Raw genomic sequence first — 16,204 nt, 5'->3', positions numbered from 1 at the left:
CGCGTCACGAGGTTTGGGGACGCGGACGGCGCGCGCTAGCGTCGAGCCATGACCCACACCCTGAACGACGGCCACACCCTGCCCGCGATCGGCTTCGGCACGTTCCCGCTGCGCGGTGAGAGCGGGGTCGCGGCGATGGTCAGCGCGCTCCACCAGGGCTACCGGCTGATCGACTCGGCGGTGAACTACGAGAACGAGGGCGCGGTCGGCGAGGCGATCCGGCGCTCGGGGGTGCCGCGGGACGAGGTGCTGGTCACGTCCAAGCTGCCCGGACGCCACCACGCCTACGCCGAGGCGAAGACCTGCGTGCACGAGTCGCTGTACCGGATGCAGCTCGACCACATCGACCTGTACCTGATCCACTGGCCGAACCCGGGCGTGGACAAGTACGTCGAGGCGTGGCAGGCGCTCGTCGACCTGCAGCGGGAGGGCGTCCTGCGCTCGATCGGCGTGAGCAACTTCCTTCCCGAGCACCTCGACCGGATCATCGCAGAGACCGGGGTGACGCCGGCGGTCAACCAGGTCGAGCTGCACCCGTACTTCCCGCAGGTGCTCCAGCGCCAGGTGGACGCGGAGCGCGGCATCCTCACCGAGGCCTGGAGCCCGCTCGGACGCGCCGGCGAGGTCATGCACGACCCGGTCGTGACCGGCATCGCTCAGGCCCATGGCCGCACGCCCGTCCAGGTGGTGCTGCGCTGGCACGTGCAGCTGGGGACGCTCCCGCTGCCGAAGGCCGCGTCCGCCGGCCGCCAGCTGGAGAACCTGTCCGTGTTCGACTTCACGCTCACCGAGGCGGAGGTCGCCGCGATCACCGCGCTGGGCCGCCCCGACGGCCGCCTCTTCGACGCCGACCCCGCCGTCCACGAGGAGTTCTGAGCGGCGCGAAACCAGAACCGTCCCCCCTTCCGCGCCAACCTCGTCCCGGGGTGGCGCGAAACCGGGGACGGTTCTCCTTCCGCGCCAGGGTCGGCGTCCGCCGGGGTTCGTCCCCGTTCACCGGTGTCGGTGGCGGCGGTTAGGGTGACCGGGTGCCTGTGATCGAAGCGCGAGAGCTCACCAAGACCTTCGGCGATCTGCGCGCGGTGGACGCGATCTCGTTCGAGGTGGCGCCGGGGGAGTCGTTCGGGCTGCTCGGGCCGAACGGCGCGGGAAAGTCCACCACGATGCGGATGATCGGTGGCACCAGCCTGCGCACGTCCGGGACGCTGCTCGTCAACGGGCTCGATCCCGAGGTGCATGGGCCCGAGGTCCGCGCGGGCCTCGGCGTCGTCCCCCAGACCGACAACCTCGACAACGAGCTGCGGGCCCGCGACAACCTGATCATGTACGGGCGCTACTTCGGGCTGCCGTACGACTGCCTGCGTCCCAAGGCGGACGAGCTGCTCGCCTTCGCCCAGCTCACCGACAAGGCGAAGGAGAAGGTCGACAACCTGTCCGGCGGCATGAAGCGACGGCTCACGATCGCAAGGGCGCTGGTCAACGAGCCCCGCATCCTGTTGCTGGACGAGCCCACCACCGGCCTCGACCCGCAGGCCCGGCACATCCTGTGGGACCGGCTGTTCCGGCTGAAGGAGCAGGGCGTCACCCTGATCGTCACCACCCACTTCATGGACGAGGCCGAGCAGCTGTGCGACCGACTGATCGTGATGGACCACGGCCGGATCGTCGCCGAGGGCAGCCCGTCCGACCTGATCCGGCAGTACTCGACCCGGGAGGTGGTCGAGCTCCGGTTCGGGTCCGACCGCAACGCCGCCCTGGTCGAGCGGCTGGCCGGCTTCGCTGAACGCCTCGAGCCGCTGCCTGACCGCGTCCTGCTGTACACGGCGGACGGGGAGGCGACGCTGGAGGCCATTCGTCGCGACGGCATGGTCCCGGTCACCTCGCTGGTGCGGCGTTCGTCCCTCGAGGACGTGTTCCTCCGGCTGACCGGACGGAGCCTCGTTGACTGATCCTCGGGGTTCGTCCCCCACGCCTGGCCACGAACCCGCCGCCTCCGTTCCGGGGCGGTCGGGGCTGTTGTCGTCCGACTTCGTCGACAGCAACGCGCTCGCCTACTCCGGCCGCGCGCTCCGCCCCGACCGGCAGGCCGCCCGCGCCCGCCGGTGGGGGTGGTGGTACCAGGCCGAGTGGCGGCTGGCCGGCATGAAGGCCTACTGGTCGTCCGCCCTCGGCTACGCCGTGCTCACCCCGATCCTGTACCTGGTCGCGATGGGCATCGGCCTGGGCACCCTGGTGGACGCGGGGTCCGGCGGGGTCGAGGGGGTGCCGTACCTCACCTTCGTCGCGCCCGGCCTGCTGGTCAGCAGCGTGGTGATGGCCGCCGCCGGCGAGACCACCTTCCCCGTGGTCGACGGCTTCAAGTGGGGCAAGCTCTACTACGCGCGCAGTGCGACGGCCGCGTCCGCCGCCCAGGTCGCGATCGGCGAGATCGTGGCGATCGCCCTCAAGTTCGCCGGCATCTCCCTGGTCTTCTGGCTGGTGCTGCTGGTCTCCGGCGTGGTCGGGCCCGGATCGTGGCCGATCGTCCTGGTCGCCGTGCTGGCCGGGCTGTCCTTCGGGACGCCGCTGATGGCCTACGCGTCCACGATCGAGAACGAGGGCTACCAGTTCGCCATGGTGCAGCGGTTCATCATCAACCCGATGTTCCTGTTCGCCGGCACCTTCTTCCCGCTGGAGTCGATGCCGGTGTTCCTGCGCTGGATCGGCTGGATCTCGCCGATGTGGCACGGCACCCAGATCGCGCGGCTACTCGCGTTCGGCCTGGCCGTGCCCTGGTGGATGGTGGTCGTGCACCTCGCCTTCCTGCTGGCGCTGACCGTCGGGGGCACGGTCGTCGCTGTCCGGAACTTCACCCGGAGGCTGGCCCGATGAGCGCCGCGTCCGAGGGGGTCCGGCGTCGGCGTCCGATGTCGGCGTGGATCGCGTCGAACTCGTCGGGCAACACGGGGGCGGTGATCGAGCGCGGGTTCGCGGTGATCCGGTCGCAGAACTGGCTCGTGATGGTCTCCGGCTTCTTCGAGCCGGTGTTCTACCTGCTCGCGATGGGCTACGGGTTGGGTGGGCTGATCGGGACGGTGGCCGGGCCGGACGGGCGTCCGATCGCCTACGCCGCGTACATCGCGCCCGCGCTGCTGGCCACGTCCGCGATGAACGGGGCGATCTACGACTCGACGTGGAACGTGTTCTTCAAGCTGAAGTTCGCCAAGCTCTACCAGGGCATGCTCGCCACGTCGCTGGGGCCGCTCGACGTGGCGGCCGGCGAAATCTTCATGGCGCTGTTCCGCGGCTTCCTGTACGCGCTGGGGTTCACGATCGTGATCGCGGTGATGGGGCTGGCGACGTCGTGGTGGGCGCTGGCGATGATCCCGGTCGCGCTGCTGATCGCGCTCGGGTTCGCCGCCCTCGGCATGGCCCTGACCAGCTACTTCGAGACCTTCCAGCAGATGGACTGGATCAACATCGCGCTGCTGCCGATGTTCATGTTCAGCTCCACGCTGTTCCCGATCACGGTGTTCCCCGAGCCCGTGCAGTGGTTCGTGATGGCGATGCCGCTGTGGCACGGCGTGGAGCTGATGCGGCAACTGTCGGTGGGCCACTTCGAGGCCTCGACCGCCGTGCACCTCGGATACTTTCTGGTGATGTCGTTGCTCGGAATCGGCTTCACCACCCGGAGGCTTCGCGCATTGTTCCTCCGGTGAAGCAGACTGTGGTCGCAGGACCACGCGCGAGGAGGCCGGAATGATCGCGATCGTTGCCGCACTGCCCGATGAGCTGGCCGCGATCCGGACGGCGGCCTCCCTGGAGGCGCCGCTCAGCACGCGCCGGGTGGCCGGGCGGGACTTCCACACCGGCCGGCTGTGCGGACGCGACGTCGTGCTCGCGCTGTCCGGGGTCGGCAAGGTCGCGGCCGCCTCGACGGCGACGCTGCTGGCCCAGGAGGTGTCGGCCGTGATCATGGTCGGCACCGCGGGCGGGCTCGGGGCGTCCGTCGGACCCGGGGACGTGGTGGTCGCGTCCGAACTCATCCAGCACGACCTCGACGCGCGCCCGCTGTGGGAGCGCTGGGTGGTGCCGTCCCTGGACATCGCGCGGATCCCCGCCGACCGGGCACTGACGGGCGCGCTCGCCGCGGCGGCAGAAGTGGTGGTCGGACAGCACCGTCCCGAGCTCGCCGCGCTGGGCCTGGGTGACCCGCACTGGCACCTCGGGCTGGTCGCGTCGGGGGACGTGTTCGTCGCGACGAGCGAGCTGTCGGACGCGCTGCGCCGCGACCTCCCCGACGTCCTCGCCGTGGAGATGGAGGGCGCGGCGATCGCCCAGGTGTGCCACACGGCCGGCGTCCCGTTCGCCGTCGCCCGCACGATCTCCGACAGCGCCGACGCCGACGCCCTCGTCGACTTCCCGAAGTTCCTGCGGGAGGTCGCCGCCCCGTACGCGCGCGACCTCGTCCTCACCGCGCTGCCCTGGTGCCCCTGACGGCACGACCGGAACCGTCCCCTCGTGCCGGGTACGCCGGGACGGTTCCTTCGTGCCCGGCACGATGGGGACGGTTCCTGGCGTGCCGCGTTCTGGCGGGGAAGTAGAACCGTCCCCGGTTTCGCGCCAACCCGTTGCGGCACGATGGGGACGGTTCCTGGCGTGCCGCGCTCGCGGCGGCCCGGCTCAGGGAAGCGGGTGGACCTCCACGTCGACGTCGGCGGCGGGCGTCAGCGTGAAGCCAGTCGCATGGCCGTCGAGCGTGGCCTCGTAGTCGCCGGCGAACCCGCGGACGCCGACCTGGCCGGCCGCGTCCGTGCGCAGGCGGGTCGGTGGCAGCCACCACTCGCCCTTGATCAGGTCCCGCAGCGCCGCGAACGAGGGCTTCGGTGAGCCGTCCGCACGGACGAGCCCGATCGGGGCGGCGAGCCAGGCGCCGGCGTCCGTGATGCCCCAGTAGGTGATCGCCTCCACCGACGGCTGCGCCACCAGGCAGCGGTAGTGCCGGACGAGCTCGTCGGCCTGCCGCACCTCCCCGTCCGGCGTGCTGGGCCACGACTCGACGACGTAGTCGTTGAGGTCCACGATGTCCGGCGGCATCAGGTGGCCCGACACCAGGGACGTCTCGGTGAAGTGCAGCGGGAGCCCGAACCGGGAGAACCGTTCGACGACCTCCTGCACCTGCTCCTCGCCGCGGTAGCCCTGGTGCATGTGGGTCTGCAGTCCGATCGCGTCAATGCCCACCCCGGCCTCGAGGAGGCCCTCGATCAGGCGCTCGTAGGCACTCGACAGGTCGAAGTCGTTGATCAGCAGGGTCGCGGACGGGTCGGCGGCGCGCGCCTCCTCGAACGCCAGCCGGACCGTCGCGATCCGTCCCTTCGACCTCGCCAGCGGCGTGATCGCGTTCTCCTCCGCCGTGAAGACCGGCATGATCACGACCTCGTTGATCGCATCCCACGCGCCGACATACTCGCGGAACGCGGTGACCTCGCGGCGGATCCGCTCGCGCAGGAGCGGCTCGACCTCGGCCGACGGGCGGCCGAGCAGCCAGCGGGGCTGGACGGTGTGCCACACCAGCGGGTGGCCCTTCAGCCGGACGCCGCGGTCGGCGAACCACGCGGCGGTCGCGAGCAGGTCGCCGGTGCGGGTCGCCCCCTCCTCGGGCTCGAACGTGCCCCAGTAAAACGGCAGCGTCGCGGTGTTGAACAGCTCCAGCCAGCGGTCGGCGAGCGCGGCGTCCCCGTCCGCACCCCTCCCGTTCGCCAGGTCGATGAGGTCGAACCCGATGTTGCCGAACGCGAACGCGTGCCGCAGCTGGGCCACCTCCACCTCGGTGTCGGCCACCGGTGCCCCGTCGGCGGCGGTCACCGTCAGGACGGCCGACCCCAGCCGGTGCGCGGACGTGGTGTCGGGGCAGGTCGCGAGCTGCATCGTGCTCCTCTCGGGAGTGGGCCGGGACGGTTACGCGGTGCTCGGACCGGCCCAGAGGTTGATGCCGCCCTCGGTGGCGTAGCGGTCGATCAGGGCGAGCTCGTCGGCGGTGAAGGAGAGGTTCGCCACCGCCCCGACGCTGTCCTCCAGCTGCTTCACGCTGGACGCGCCGATCAGCGCCGACGCCACCCGCTCGTCCCTCAGCACCCACGCGATCGCCAGCTGCGCGAGCGTCTGGCCGCGTCCGGACGCCAACTCGTTCAGCGCGCGGATGTGGGTGAGGTTCTGCTCGGTGAGCAGGTCGGGCGACAACGACTTGCCCTGCGCGGCCCGGGAGCCGGCCGGCACGCCGTCGAGGTACTTGTCGGTCAGCATGCCCTGCGCGAGCGGCGAGAACGCGATCGCGCCGAGCCCCGTGTCCCCGAGGGCGTCGAGCAGGTCCTCCTCGACCCAGCGGTTCAGCATCGAGTACGAAGGCTGGTGGATCACCAGCGGCGTGCCCAGTTCGCGGGCGATCGCGACGGCCTCGCGCGTCCGCTCACCCGAGTAGGAAGAGATGCCGACGTAGAGCGCCTTGCCCTGCCGGACGGCCGCGTCCAGCGCCTGGATCGTCTCCTCCATGGGTGTGGTCGGGTCGTAGTGGTGGTGGTAGAAGAGGTCGACGTAGTCCAGTCCCATCCTGGCCAGCGACTGGTCGAGGGAGGCCAGCAGGTACTTGCGGGAGCCGAGGTCGCCGTAGGGTCCGGGCCACATGTCCCAGCCGGCCTTGGTGGAGATGACCAGCTCGTCGCGGTACGGACGGAAGTCCTCGCGGAAGTGGCGTCCGAAGTTCGTCTCGGCCGAGCCGTAGGGCGGCCCGTAGTTGTTGGCGAGGTCGAAGTGGGTCACACCCAGCTCGAACGCCCGGCGCAGCGTCGCCCGCTGGGTGGCGAACGGGACGTCGTCGCCGAAGTTGTGCCACAGCCCGAGCGAGACCGCCGGCAGCTTCAGCCCGCTGCGGCCCACCGTCCGGTAGGGCATGCGTCCGTCGTAGCGGGCCGGATCGGGAACGTACGTGTCCAGGATGGGCATCGGTGACCTTTCTGTCGCTCCCGCCGATCCTACGGCCGCGCCGCGCCAGCCTTTCGCCGCCGCGTCCCGCCCGGTCTGCGACCCACCGCGCATCCGGGATGGCCAGAGCCGGCCCGGCCCACACCCGGACCCTGCGAAATCGCACCGCAGGAGCGCCGCCGTCGCCAGTGGTGCCACGATCAGAGCATCGGCGGCGCAGAACCGCAGGGCAGTTCGAACATCCACCCGCACGGACGCGGAGATCCCGGGTCAAGCCCGGGATGACGCATCGCCCCGGCACCCCCAGGGCCGGGCTGACGCATCGCCCTTGGCGCCAAGCCCGGGGATCCCCACTCTGCGCCCGAGAAGTCACTCTGCGCCCGAAAGATCGCGCGCAGGGTGGTGGTTTCGCGAGCAGAGTGCGCTGGGGACGGGCGGTCAGGCGGACGGTGGACAGGGGGCCGGCCGGGGAGTCGGGATGGTCGGGGAGTCGGGATGGTGGGACGGGGCTCAGCGGCGCGGAACGGTCGAAGGAGATCGGGACGCGTGCCAGGGGTGTCGCGTCAGCACTCGATCACGTTGAGGGCGAGGCCGCCGCGGGCGGTCTCCTTGTACTTCACGCTCATGTCGGCGCCGGTCTCGCGCATCGTCTTCAGCACCGAGTCCAGGCTGACGATGTGCCGGCCGTCGCCCCGCAGCGCGGTCCGGGCCGCCGTGACCGCTTTCACCGCCGCGATCGCGTTGCGCTCGATGCACGGGATCTGGACGAGGCCGCCCACGGGGTCGCAGGTCAGGCCGAGGTTGTGTTCCATGCCGATCTCCGCGGCGTTCTCGACCTGTTCCGGCGTGCCGCCCAGCACGCACGAGAATCCGGCCGCCGCCATCGAGCAGGCCGCGCCGATCTCGCCCTGGCAGCCGACCTCCGCGCCGCTGATGGACGCGAGCTCCTTGATCACCACGCCGATCGCTCCCGCCGTCAGCAGGAACCGGACCACCCCGTCGTCGCTGCAGCCGTGGACGAAATTGCGGTAATACATCAACACCGCCGGTACTACGCCCGCCGCACCGTTGGTCGGGGCGGTGACGACGCGTCCACCGGACGCGTTCTCCTCGTTCACCGCCAGCGCGTAGAGCGTGATCCAGTCCATGCCCCGGAGCGGGTCGGTCGTGTCGGCCTCGAGCTGGAGGCGGCGCAGCAGTTCGGGCGCCCGCCGCCGCACCTTCAGTCCGCCCGGAAGGACGCCCTCGGTGACCAGTCCGTGCTGGACGCATTCCTGCATCACCGCCCAGATGTGCAGCAGGCCGGCGTCGATCTCCGCGTCCGTCCGCCACGTGCGCTCGTTCTCGCGCATGAGCCGCGCCACCGAGAACCCGGTCGTCGCGCAGTGGGAGAGGAGCTCCGCGCCCGTGCGGAACGGGAACGGCAGGACGGTGGTGTCCGGAACCACCCGGTCGGGGCCGGTCTGGGACTCGTCGAGCACGAAGCCACCGCCGACCGAGTAGTACGTGCGCCGGGCCAGTTCCAGGCCCGCGGCGTCGCAGGCGGTGAACACCATCCCGTTCGCGTGGACGGGCAGCGAGCGGCGCCCGTACAGGACGACATCCTCGTCCGGGTCGAAGGGGATCTCGGGGCCCCCGGCGAGCGCGAGGCGGTGCGTCCGGCGGATCTCGGCCACCAGCGGACGCACCGAGGGAGGATCGACGGTCTCCGGGTGGTGGCCGGCCAGCCCGAGCACCACGGCCGGGACGCTGCCGTGCCCCTTGCCGGTCGCCCCGAGCGACCCGAACAGCTCGACCCGCACGGTGGCGACGCGCGGCAGGACACCGTCGGCGGCGAGGGCTGCGACGAAGCGCCCGGCCGCCTTCATCGGGCCGACGGTATGGGACGACGAGGGCCCGATGCCCACCCGGAGCAGGTCGAAGACGCTCAGCGCCATGCGTCGAGGGTAGTACGCGCGGCCCGACGCGGCTCTTGTCGTCGAGGGCCATGGTCTGGATGCTGGCGGTGGACGTGGGGTGTGGCGTTGGGTGGCTGGGTGGCGGTGGGTGCCTTGGGAGATCCCGGGTCACGCCCGGGATGACGGTGGGGGGTGGGTGCTCGCCGTCTGCGGCTCTGGGCTGGGCATGGGGCGGGGATCCGGTGCCCGGGTCCTGTCATCCCGGGCTTGACCCGGGATCTCGTGCGCTGCCCAGCTGTCGTCGAGGGCCCGTGTTCGTGGTCGAGGGCCATCGTTCGTGTCGAGGGCCATGGTCTGGGCGCTGGCTGTGGACGTGAGGGGTGGCTCTCGGCGCTCGGGTGGCTGGGGTGTCGGTGGGTGCTTTGGGAGATCCCGGGTCACGCCCGGGATGACGGTGGGGGGTGGGTGCTCGCCGTCTGCGGCTCTGGGCTGGGCATGGGGCGGGGATCCGGTGCCCGGGTCCTGTCATCCCGGGCTTGACCCGGGATCTCGTGCGCTGCCCAGCTGTCGTCGAGGGCCCGTGTTCGTGGTCGAGGGCCATCGTTCGTGTCGAGGGCCATGGTCTGGACGCTGGCTGTGGACGTGAGGGGTGGCTCTCGGCGTCGGGCGGGCCACCCGGGTGCCCCATGGACGCGGGCCACCGCGGCTCGGCGACGGTGGGAGCATGGCGGGTGCCGGACGCGCGTCCGTCCGGTTCCGTCCCGACCCCGAGGGAAGCGTGCCGCCAGGATCCCCCCGCCGCAGCCTGCTCTGGCGTCTCATCCCGGTGGCAGCACTGCTCGCGCTCACTCTCGTCCTGCGGGCGCCGGTGACGATCGTCTCCCCCGTCCTGGGCGAGGTGCGTGCCGACCTCGGTCTGGACGCGGCCACCGCCGGCCTGCTGACCAGCGTCCCGGTCTTCTGCTTCGGGCTGCTCACCCCCGCGGCGTCCCGCCTGCTGCGCAGCACCGGCATCAACCACGGTGCCCTGTATTGCCTGGGCGCCATCATCGCCGGCTCGATCCTGCGCTCGGCCGGCGGCGTAGCGACCGTGTTCGCCGGCACCGTGCTGCTCGGCGTCGGCATGACGATCGGCAACCTCGTCGTCCCCATGCTGATTGGACGCCAGTTCCGCCACCGCGCCGAACTCCTCAGCAGCGCCTACACGGCCACGGTGAACATCGCTGTCACCACGACCATGGCCGCGGCCGTCCCCTTGGCCACGGCGCTCGGCTGGCGGTGGGCGATCGCCCTGCCCGGCGTGGCGCTGGGGACGCTGGCCCTGCTGCTGTGGCTGCTCGTCTACCCTCCGGGCGTCCGCGGCGCCCACCCTGCCGTCCGCCGCCGGGCCGGCCTGCCCGATCCCGCGCCCGCGGCGCCCGCGTCCGGCCCGTCGTCGGCGTCGACACGGCTGCCGCCCCCGCTGCGCAGGCTGACGATCCTGCTCACGGTCGCGTTCTCCGCCCACACTCTGGCCTACTACGCGGTGACCGCCTGGCTGCCGTCCGCGCTCGCCGAGCTGCGAGGCATGACCGCGTTGCAGGCCGGAGCAGCGGCGAGCCTGTTCCAGGCCGCGGGGGTGATCGGCCCGATGATGGTCCCCGTCCTGGCCGGACCGGCGCGCTGGTCGAGCCGCCGGATCCTCGTCGCGGTGGCGCTCGGGTGGGCGTCCCTGCCCGCGGGCATGCTGCTCGCTCCCGCGCTGTGGCCGGTGTGGAGCGTCGCCGCCGGTATGGCCCAGGGGGCATTCTTCGCCGCGATCATGGCCGTGCTGATCCGTCGCTCGCGGACCGTGGACGAGAACCGTCGGGCGGTGGCGAGCATGCAGACGTTCGGCTACTGCGTCGCCGCCGTCGGCCCGGTCCTGGTGGGCTGGCTGCACCAACAGGTGGCCGGCTGGACCGCGCCCTTCCTGGTCATGCTCGCCATGGTCGTCGTGATGGGCGTCGCGTCGATCGCCGCGGTCCGCGCACCGGCGACGGACTGACCTCGACGCCTCCGGTCGGGGAGGATGGGACGCGTGGGAGTGCTTCTCGGGATCGCGTTCGTCGTGATGGGCGTCCTGGTGGTGATGTGGGTGCGGCGCAGCCATCGCGACGAGGTGTTCGCCGGACTCACGCCCGGCCTGCTGCCGGCACCCGGTCAGGTCGTCCGGCGCGTCCGGGTGGACGGACGCGAGCGCGGGCCGATCGCCGTCCGGTTCACCCCGCCGGACGGGGTCTCGCCCGGGCTGGCGGGGACCGTCCTCGACAACACGGTGAACCCTGTCGACATCTCCGCCACGTTGATCGACCTCGCCGTCCGGGGCTGGTTCCGGTTGAAGCCGCTGGACGGTGACCAGCAGCCCGCGACGCCGGAGCGCAGGGCCAAGCGGACGGCCAAGGACTGGGAGCTGCGCCGCCGCGACCCGGCGCCGGCCGACGTCCTGTCGCCCGCGGAGCGCCAGGTGATCGGCGGCCTGTTCGCCCGCGGCCCGGTGATCACGTTGTCCGAGGTCCGCCGGTCGCACGGCGCGGTGCTGCGGCAGGCGGTCGTCGAGCTCTACCGGGAGACGGTCGACCGGGGCTGGTTCGCCGCGCACCCCCGCGGGCGCGCGAAGGGGTGGTGGACGGCCGGCGGCGTCCTGGTCGTGCTCGGCCTGCTCGGCATGGTGGTCAGCTTCTGGGCGGGGGACGCGTGGGTGGCCGGGCTGGGCCTGGCGATCGCCGGTGGCGTCCTGATCGTGGGGACGCAGGCCCTGCGCACGCCGACGACCGCCGAGGGCAGCGCCGTCCGCGCCCAGACGGAGGGGTTCCGGCTCTACCTCGGCACGGCGGAGGCCGGCCAGCTGGCCGCAGACGCCGCCGCCGACGTCTACACCCGGTACCTCCCGTACGCGATGGTGTTCGGCGTTGTCGCGCACTGGAACGCCGTGTTCGCACAGGCCCTCCGCGACTCCGGGACGCCCGGCGACCTGGCCGCGCAGTTCAGCTGGATCGACCTGCCGCTGGGCATGCTGGACGTGCTGGCGTCCGGCGTCGACCTCGGCGGCGATGCCGCGGGACTGCTCGACGGTGTGGACCTCGACGCCGGCGGCATCCTCGACGGCCTGGGCGACCTCACGGACGGCACCGCCGGCTTCGCCGACTCGATCGGTGACCTGCTCGGTGGCCTGGGCGACGGCTGCGACCTCGCCGACGGCTGCGGCTGCGACTTCTGAGGCCGCGTCGCGACGCCGCTCGCCTACGATGGCGGGATGCCGAAACTGCCCCAGGGTGCGTGGCTGTCCGGACGCTTCGTCCGGTTGAGCCCCGTCATCGAGTCCGACCTGCCCGCGCTGGCGGGGATCCTGGCTGACCCCGCCGTCTACTCCTCCGGCTACGTGATGCGGCACCGTCCGACCACCGACGAGGAGGCGCTCGAGCTGGCCCGCGCGCAGTACCTCGACCCGCCGTCCTGCGACGGCGAGGGACGCGGCCGCGTGGCGTACGCCGTCCGGCTGGTGGAGGACTCACCGCTCGGTGCGGCGGGCACGCTCGTCGGCACGTCGTCGCTCGGCGAGGCGTTCCTCGCCCACGAGCGGCTGCACCTCGGCTGGACGATGTATGCGCGGCTCGTGTGGGGGACCGTGGTGAATCCCGAGACGAAGTACCTGCTGCTGAAGCACTGCTTCGAGGACCTCGGCTACGGGCGGGTGAAGATCCAGACGGACGCGGTCAACACGCGCTCCGCCTCTGCGATCGCCCGCCTCGGCGCCACCCGTGAGGGCGTCCTGCGTCGCCACCTGCGCCGTGAGGACGGCAGCTTCCGCGACACCGTCGTGTTCAGCGTGACGGTCGACGACTGGCCAAGGGTCAGCGAAGGACTCCTCGCCCGCCGGTCCTGACCCCGGTCGCCGGACGCAACCGAGCCGGCCCGGCTCCGGTCAGAGGCGGCGGCAGGCGTCGAGCAGGAGCGCGGCGGTGTCCTCGCTCTGGGGCGTCCGGACAGCCTGGACGGCGGCGACCAGCATGGCCGCCCGGGCGGGAACCGCGAGGGACGGCCACGGGTCGCCGTCAACAGGGACGGCCGGGCCTCCTGCCTCCCGGTAGGACGCGAGGAACGCCTGCCACGACTCGTCGTCGAGCAGGCCGGTCGCCCAGAACGCCGCGGGACGGGCGAGGTCCCACGCCGGGTCGCCGACGCCGAAATCGTCCACGTCCAGCAGCTTCCAGCTGCGCCGCAGCGGCGTGTGGCCGAGCTGGCCGAGGTGGAAGTCCCCATGGGCGAGGGTCACCTGCCGCGGGGTCGCGAGCCGGCCGTCGAGGTCGTCGCCGACGTCGACCAGCCAGGCCAGGTCCGTCCGCCCCGACTCGCGCAGATACGCGACCGAACGGGCCAGCCGGGAGTGCCCGCCCAGCCGAGGGAGGCCGTCGATCAGGGGCATGCGGTGCAGCCGCGCGAGCAGCTGGCCCACGTCCGACCACGGCGGTCGGTCGATCGTCGACAGCACGGTGACGCGCGGCCAGATCGTCGCGAGCCGGTCGCCCGGAGCCATCAGCGGGCCGTAGCGGAGCGGCTGGATCCACAGCCGGTCCATGTCGGTGGCGCCGATCCCGTGCAGGCGCCGGGCGAGCCGCTCGCGATCGGTGCGCTCGCCGTGCAGCTTCACGATGACGCCCGCGCAGATGTAGACCTGCGAGTGGTCGGGGGCGACCGGACGCGTCGGCAGCCCGCGCGTGATCAGCGGCACCACGGGCGTGGTCGGCCCGATCCGGGGGTCCTGCTCGGCGGCGGTGGCGCGGATCCAGTCGGCCAGGTGCGGGGTCAGCCCAGCGGACGCCTCCGCAGTGGCCATGCGCACCCCTTCGTCCGATCGTGGCAGCAGGGGAACACTACCCGTCCGCCCGCCGAACGTCGTGCCCCGGGGTCAGCCCATCGTCTTCTGCCCGTCGATGGCCTCGCGGATGATGTCGGCGTGGCCGGCGTGCTGCGCGGTCTCGGCGAGGATGTGCAGCAGGACGCGACGGGCCGTCCACGTCGTGCCGGGCTCGAACCACGGCTCGTCGGGAAGCGGCCGGGCCTCGTTGAGGTCAGGCAATGCCCGGACGGCGGCCTCGGTCTCGGCCGCGCACTGCTGGTAGTCGTCGATGATGGCCTCGAGCGTCTCGTCCGGGCCCATGTGGTGGCCCTGCCACCAGTCGCCGGCCGCCTCGGCCATGTCGCCGCCGGTCATGAACGCGATCCAGCCGCGCTCGGTGGCAGCGACGTGCTTGATGATGCCGCCGATGTGCAGCTCGCTGACGGTCGAGGTCAGCCTGGCCTGGTCATCGGTGAGCCGCAGGGCCGTGAACAGCAGGAAACCGCGGTGGCGGTCGAGCGCGGCCAGCAGGTCGGCGCGTTCGGTGTCGAGCTCGGACATGGTGGAACCTCCTCACCCGACACGCTACGCGACCCCACCGACACCGCACAGGGGCCGGCCGTGCGGGCCGTCCGTCCGGCTCAGGCGGCTTCGACCACCTCGACCGGCAGCGGTGCGGGACGCGAACGCAGCCGGCGCACCTCGGGGAACGCCAGGGCGAACAGGGTGGTGGCGATGCTGACCACACCCGTCCCGATCAGGGCGGCATGGACGCCGAAGGCCGCGGCGGCCGGTCCGGCGAGCAGCAGGCCGATCGGCCCCAGCATCAGCGAACCGAGCGCGTCGTAGGAGGCCACCCGGGACAGCGACTCCGCCGGCACCTCGTGCTGCATGGTCGTCATCCACAGCACGCCGAACAGGTCGAAACCGATCCCCATCACGAAGGCCGCGGCGACGACCGTCCACAGCGGGGCGCTCACCCCGAGCAGCAGCTGCGGGGCTGCCGCAGAGAACGTGAGCAACGTCGCGACGAAGATCGGACGCCGCGGCCGCCACACCATCGCGATGCCGACGCCGAGGATCGCCCCGAGGGCCTCGCCGGCGAGGACGTACGTCCAGCCCGCGGCCCCACCGAGTTCGGCCTGCGCGACCACCGGGCCGAGGACGCCCTGCGACGCCTGGAGCACCATCAGCATGACCGCCCACTGGAGCACGCAGACGAACAGCCACTGCCGGCTGCGGAACTCGCCCCAGCCGTCCCTCAGCTGGCGCAGCGGGCTCTCCTCGCCGCGCGCGAGGGCGCTCGTCCGGGGCAGGAAGCTCGACAGCGTCGCAGCGACGAGGTAGAGCGTGCCAGCGACCACCATCGCCCAGCCGCCGCCGAGCCACACCACGACCGCGCCGCTGGCGACCAGGCCGGCGAACCGGGCGGCGCTGGCACCCATGGACAGCCAGGCGTTGCCCTGCTGGAGGAGGTGGACGGGAACGAGGTCGGGGATGATCCCGGTCAGCGCGGGGTAGACGGCCGAGCCGGCCATGCCCGCGAACGCCGCGGCCACGCAGAGCAGCCACAGCGGGGTGTGGCCGGTCAGCATCATCACGCCGATCGATCCCCAGGCCGCTGCAGCGACCAGTTGTCCCCACCGCAGGACGAGGGCGCGCGGGTAGCGGTCGGCGACCACGCCGCCGACCAGCATGAACACCACGAGCGGGATCGTCTGGCTCGCCAGCACGATCGACAGCGTCCCCGCGTCCGCCCCGGGCAGGCCGAGGATCCCGAACGCGAGGGCCACCGGTGCGAACGCCATGCCCAGCATCGAGATGGTGCGGGCGGCCAGCAGCACCATGAAGGGCTGGTTCGCGACGAGTTCGCGGCTCTGGCTGGAGGCGGGCATGGCGGTTCCTGTGGATGACGGCGGAGTCGGGATGGTCCGGACGCGGATTCGCGCCGGGCAGCCTTCGATGATCGCACCGCGGAGGGTGTGGGGGCAACTCCGCCGTCCGGGTCTGGTGTGCCGGCGGTGACGCGATCCCGCCGCGGGAGCGGCAGGGCGTGACGGCGGAGCAGGGTGGGACGCCACGAGTGGCGGGATCGCGTCAGCGGGTGGGCGGCACGGGCGTGGCGATGAGGGGCTGTCCGCAGTTGCCGTCGGGTCGGCATGATGGGGCCATGCTGATCGTGCACGTCTTCGTCCACGTGGTTCCCGAAGGGGTGGACGCGTTCATCGAGGCCACGCGGGCCAATGCGGCGGCGTCCCTGCTCGAGGCGGGAATCGCCCGCTTCGACGTCGTCCAGGCCCTCGACGACCCGACCCGGTTCGTCCTCGTGGAGGCCTACCGCACCGAGGACGCCGCCGCCGCCCACAAGGAGACCGCCCACTACGCGACCTGGCGGGACGCCGTCGCGGACCTCATGGCGGAGCCGCGTAGTTCAGTGAAGTACCGCGACATCGCCTTCCCCACCTGAGGCATCGCCCGCGGCCCTTCGTGA

The 16,204-nt window shown here is 72.2% G+C and carries 15 protein-coding genes; 9 read left to right on the top strand and 6 right to left on the bottom strand.

The genetic code is table 11. The annotated features are described in order from the left end of the window. Positions 1–48 precede the first annotated feature (48 nt). The 5 genes from QM779_RS12805 to QM779_RS12785 all read left to right on the top strand — a co-directional run bounded on the left by QM779_RS12805 (position 49) and on the right by QM779_RS12785 (position 4,476). Complete coding sequence (locus QM779_RS12805) at positions 49–876, top strand: aldo/keto reductase (protein ID WP_428535800.1); 828 nt, start codon at positions 49–51, stop codon at positions 874–876. Between the two features lie 152 nt (positions 877–1,028). Beyond that, positions 1,029–1,949: an ABC transporter ATP-binding protein gene (locus tag QM779_RS12800; RefSeq protein WP_428535798.1), complete on the top strand. Its 921-nt coding sequence runs from the start codon at positions 1,029–1,031 to the stop codon at positions 1,947–1,949. A 67-nt stretch (positions 1,950–2,016) separates the two neighbouring features. Continuing rightward, entirely contained in the window at positions 2,017–2,871 is an 855-nt protein-coding gene (locus tag QM779_RS12795; protein ID WP_428535796.1) for an ABC transporter permease, read from the top strand. Beyond that, complete coding sequence (locus QM779_RS12790) at positions 2,868–3,698, top strand: ABC transporter permease (RefSeq protein ID WP_428535794.1); 831 nt, start codon at positions 2,868–2,870, stop codon at positions 3,696–3,698. The genes QM779_RS12795 and QM779_RS12790 overlap by 4 nt, the downstream gene beginning before the upstream one ends. 40 nt (positions 3,699–3,738) lie before the next feature. After that, entirely contained in the window at positions 3,739–4,476 is a 738-nt protein-coding gene (locus QM779_RS12785; protein WP_428535792.1) for a 5'-methylthioadenosine/adenosylhomocysteine nucleosidase, read from the top strand. A 186-nt stretch (positions 4,477–4,662) separates the two neighbouring features. Here QM779_RS12785 and QM779_RS12780 read toward each other — a convergent pair whose 3' ends face one another. From QM779_RS12780 to QM779_RS12770, 3 genes are all read right to left on the bottom strand, one after another. Further along, entirely contained in the window at positions 4,663–5,907 is a 1,245-nt protein-coding gene (locus QM779_RS12780; RefSeq protein WP_428535790.1) for an endo-1,4-beta-xylanase, read from the bottom strand. A gap of 30 nt (positions 5,908–5,937) precedes the next feature. Then, the gene (gene mgrA / locus QM779_RS12775; protein ID WP_428535788.1) at positions 5,938–6,978 is read right to left on the bottom strand and encodes an L-glyceraldehyde 3-phosphate reductase; all 1,041 of its coding nucleotides are present in this window, start codon (positions 6,976–6,978) and stop codon (positions 5,938–5,940) included. A gap of 542 nt (positions 6,979–7,520) precedes the next feature. Continuing rightward, a complete protein-coding gene (locus QM779_RS12770; RefSeq protein ID WP_428535786.1) occupies positions 7,521–8,894 on the bottom strand; it encodes an L-serine ammonia-lyase in 1,374 nt (457 codons plus the stop codon). Between the two features lie 787 nt (positions 8,895–9,681). On the opposite strand from QM779_RS12770, the gene QM779_RS12765 reads away from it, so the two are divergent. From QM779_RS12765 to QM779_RS12755, 3 genes are read left to right on the top strand one after another with little or no spacing between them, the layout of a single operon-like run. After that, positions 9,682–10,881, top strand: a complete 1,200-nt coding sequence (locus QM779_RS12765) for a CynX/NimT family MFS transporter (protein ID WP_428535784.1) — start codon at positions 9,682–9,684, stop codon at positions 10,879–10,881. A gap of 33 nt (positions 10,882–10,914) precedes the next feature. Beyond that, positions 10,915–12,093: a DUF2207 family protein gene (locus QM779_RS12760; protein WP_428535782.1), complete on the top strand. Its 1,179-nt coding sequence runs from the start codon at positions 10,915–10,917 to the stop codon at positions 12,091–12,093. A gap of 36 nt (positions 12,094–12,129) precedes the next feature. Beyond that, positions 12,130–12,759 carry a GNAT family N-acetyltransferase gene (locus tag QM779_RS12755; protein WP_428535780.1) on the top strand — a complete coding sequence of 210 codons (630 nt, stop codon included), beginning with the start codon at positions 12,130–12,132 and terminating at the stop codon, positions 12,757–12,759. 39 nt (positions 12,760–12,798) lie between these two features. Here QM779_RS12755 and QM779_RS12750 read toward each other — a convergent pair whose 3' ends face one another. The 3 genes from QM779_RS12750 to QM779_RS12740 form a co-directional block, all read right to left on the bottom strand. Next, positions 12,799–13,710, bottom strand: a complete 912-nt coding sequence (locus QM779_RS12750; RefSeq protein WP_428535778.1) for a phosphotransferase family protein — start codon at positions 13,708–13,710, stop codon at positions 12,799–12,801. Between the two features lie 72 nt (positions 13,711–13,782). Next, positions 13,783–14,274: a DinB family protein gene (locus QM779_RS12745; RefSeq protein ID WP_428535776.1), complete on the bottom strand. Its 492-nt coding sequence runs from the start codon at positions 14,272–14,274 to the stop codon at positions 13,783–13,785. Between the two features lie 80 nt (positions 14,275–14,354). Continuing rightward, positions 14,355–15,608, bottom strand: coding sequence for an MFS transporter (locus tag QM779_RS12740; RefSeq protein ID WP_428535774.1), 1,254 nt, complete (start codon positions 15,606–15,608; stop codon positions 14,355–14,357). A 275-nt stretch (positions 15,609–15,883) separates the two neighbouring features. Here QM779_RS12740 and QM779_RS12735 point away from each other — a divergent pair, with 275 nt between their 5' ends. Then, positions 15,884–16,180, top strand: coding sequence for an antibiotic biosynthesis monooxygenase (locus tag QM779_RS12735; protein WP_428535772.1), 297 nt, complete (start codon positions 15,884–15,886; stop codon positions 16,178–16,180). The last annotated feature ends 24 nt before the right edge of the window (positions 16,181–16,204 follow it).

The organism is Propionicimonas sp. (assembly GCF_049840635.1).
Lineage (GTDB): Bacteria > Actinomycetota > Actinomycetes > Propionibacteriales > Propionibacteriaceae > Propionicimonas.
Note: the sequence above shows the minus strand (reverse complement) of the source record. Positions and strands in the feature narration are given on the sequence as shown.

Excerpts from the sequence above, each read along its gene's own strand:
- QM779_RS12805 (WP_428535800.1), top strand. The coding sequence starts at position 49 with ATGACCCACACCCTGAACGACGGCCACACCCTGCCCGCGATCGGCTTC.
- QM779_RS12735 (WP_428535772.1), top strand. The coding sequence starts at position 15,884 with ATGCTGATCGTGCACGTCTTCGTCCACGTGGTTCCCGAAGGGGTGGAC.
- QM779_RS12770 (WP_428535786.1), bottom strand. The coding sequence starts at position 8,894 with ATGGCGCTGAGCGTCTTCGACCTGCTCCGGGTGGGCATCGGGCCCTCG.
- mgrA (WP_428535788.1), bottom strand. The coding sequence starts at position 6,978 with ATGCCCATCCTGGACACGTACGTTCCCGATCCGGCCCGCTACGACGGA.
- QM779_RS12790 (WP_428535794.1), top strand. The coding sequence starts at position 2,868 with ATGAGCGCCGCGTCCGAGGGGGTCCGGCGTCGGCGTCCGATGTCGGCG.
- QM779_RS12755 (WP_428535780.1), top strand. The coding sequence starts at position 12,130 with ATGCCGAAACTGCCCCAGGGTGCGTGGCTGTCCGGACGCTTCGTCCGG.
- QM779_RS12740 (WP_428535774.1), bottom strand. The coding sequence starts at position 15,608 with ATGCCCGCCTCCAGCCAGAGCCGCGAACTCGTCGCGAACCAGCCCTTC.
- QM779_RS12745 (WP_428535776.1), bottom strand. The coding sequence starts at position 14,274 with ATGTCCGAGCTCGACACCGAACGCGCCGACCTGCTGGCCGCGCTCGAC.
- QM779_RS12780 (WP_428535790.1), bottom strand. The coding sequence starts at position 5,907 with ATGCAGCTCGCGACCTGCCCCGACACCACGTCCGCGCACCGGCTGGGG.
- QM779_RS12750 (WP_428535778.1), bottom strand. The coding sequence starts at position 13,710 with ATGGCCACTGCGGAGGCGTCCGCTGGGCTGACCCCGCACCTGGCCGAC.
- QM779_RS12785 (WP_428535792.1), top strand. The coding sequence starts at position 3,739 with ATGATCGCGATCGTTGCCGCACTGCCCGATGAGCTGGCCGCGATCCGG.